At 31.3% G+C, this 2,000-nt stretch carries 4 protein-coding genes; all 4 read right to left on the reverse strand.

Going from position 1 to position 2,000, the window contains the following annotated elements:
* Nucleotides 1–794 (reverse strand): 4Fe-4S dicluster domain-containing protein (locus tag ACKI3D_RS07090; protein ID WP_407393253.1); only part of this gene is annotated, 794 nt, incomplete at its 3' end.
* Nucleotides 795–1,190: a hypothetical protein gene (locus tag ACKI3D_RS07095; protein ID WP_407393255.1), complete on the reverse strand. Its 396-nt coding sequence runs from the start codon at nt 1,188–1,190 to the stop codon at nt 795–797.
* Between the two features lie 10 nt (nt 1,191–1,200).
* On the reverse strand, nt 1,201–1,581 hold the full coding sequence (locus tag ACKI3D_RS07100; protein ID WP_407375292.1) for a putative zinc-binding protein: 381 nt from the start codon (nt 1,579–1,581) through the stop codon (nt 1,201–1,203).
* Nucleotides 1,582–1,591: 10 nt separating this feature from the next.
* Nucleotides 1,592–1,927, reverse strand: a complete 336-nt coding sequence (locus ACKI3D_RS07105; protein WP_407393257.1) for an ArsR/SmtB family transcription factor — start codon at nt 1,925–1,927, stop codon at nt 1,592–1,594.
* Between the last annotated feature and the right edge of the window lie 73 nt (nt 1,928–2,000).

The following is a 2,000-nucleotide window of genomic DNA, read 5'->3' on the forward strand; positions in this document are numbered from 1 at the left end:
ATTTTAATTTTTTTATATTTGTCAAAAACAACCTCATATCCTTTATTATAAAATGGACATGCTTTTATACATTCAGTGCAGCCTTCACTACATCCAATACATACATCTTCAATAAAACTCACAGTTTTAGTTTTTTTATCCAAAACTAAAGCATCATTTGGACATGCTCTAACACAGGAGTTACAATAATTGCAATAATCCGGAATCCATTCATAAGGATTAATTTTGGTTTTAGGCAAGTTTTTAATATTGACTAATATGGCCGATATTTTTTGATTGGGGCCTTTATTAGGACTGATCAGCAAACCACTTTTTCCAATGCCCCCCATTCCTGCTTTTTGAGCCAAATGTGAAAAATCTATTGTTTCTTCACGAGGATGGGCAACTAATGTTTCAAATCCCCTTAGTCTCAGGTAATCTGAAATCTTATATGTTAAATTTCCAAAATCCCGATATAACTCATCATTATATTCTTGAGCTTTAATGCCTGCGCCGGCATCATGAATGCATTGGCTAATCTCATAAGAAAATAGAATGGCTGAGTTGAAATCAAAATCTAAACCATGCAAGAAATAATCTTTGATGCCCTCAACATAAGCTATTTCCACAACACCCAACTGTTTCAAATACACTTCAAAATCCTCTAAAAATTCTTTTGTAACAGAATTTATTGGATTTATAGGATTTTCAATTTTTGATGTGTTTGGAAATGAAATATCCCCGCAACAAGAATTATTACTGGATTTAACCAATACGTTCTGAATCAAACCATCAAAGTTCCAATTATCTGCCATTTAACAACACCCACAGCTACAACCAGAGCCTATTTGAAAACCGAACTTCTTTAAAAAATTTCTATAATCAAATCTGTTCAATGTGGCCTCATCAACAAAGGATAAAATACCAATATCATCCGCTAAAGTAAGATTTTTAAATGTTTTAAATGTAGAATCATTCAAAACGCTTTCTATAGTATTTTCACCAAATTTAAAAGCTATTTGTGCAAATGGGAACTCAAATGTATTCCTATCATCAATAACAACAGAGATTGTATCCCCTTTTTTAAGAACTATAAGATTATCCGTATCCGGCAATAACATAGCTATTTTAGCACCATCTTTAAGGGATTTGAATTCATCATAATTATTATTCGCCCAATTTTCCCAAACTTTATAATCAAAATAATCCATATTCATTCCTCTAAATATTTTTTAACTCATAGTTGATCTTATTTTTAATAATCTCAACACATTTTTCTCCATTGTCGTCCAATCTGAAAGGGTCAGTGGAAAAAATTTTATGCTTTTTTAAAACATCTCCAACACCAACAGTTTTAGAAACGTTGATTCCCTTGTTATTAAGAATTTTATTCACACATCCGTTATCGCAACCGTTGATTGCAATGATTGGATATTTTTTTAGCATATCATCGTTTAATCCTTCAATGTCAGCGGATGTGGAACCCATGCAAATTGATATTATATTATCGTTTTCCTTTTTACAATCCCCAACTGCTACGCGAGATACCAATCCATTAGCACTCATTCCATTGCAGGAAGCTAAAGCAATCTTTTCGACCATGTTATCAGCCTCATAATAGTTTTTCAAGACTTTGTATAATTTCTTCATTGGCCAGTTTATAATAAATCCATTTTCCCTGTTTTCGTGCAGACAACACTCCTTCTTTTTTCATCATGTTCAAATGATGAGAAACCGTTGATTGGGATTTATCAATAACTTCCAATATCTGACAAACACACAATTCACCATTTTTCAATAAGTATATTATTTTTAATCTTGTCGGATCAGCCAAAGACTTTAATATTGCCGCATGGTTTTCTAAAGTTTCATCTGAAGGCAATGTTTTAATTAAATCTTCAACAGAATAGGTTATCTCACAACATTCATCACTATTTTCAACTGTCATGTATAATAATATTATATTGATATATTTAAATGTATCGATATATTATCTTTATAATTATTAGTCAATCAGATAA

It is taken from the genome of Methanobrevibacter sp., from assembly GCF_045586545.1.
Classification (GTDB): Archaea; Methanobacteriota; Methanobacteria; order Methanobacteriales; family Methanobacteriaceae; genus Methanocatella.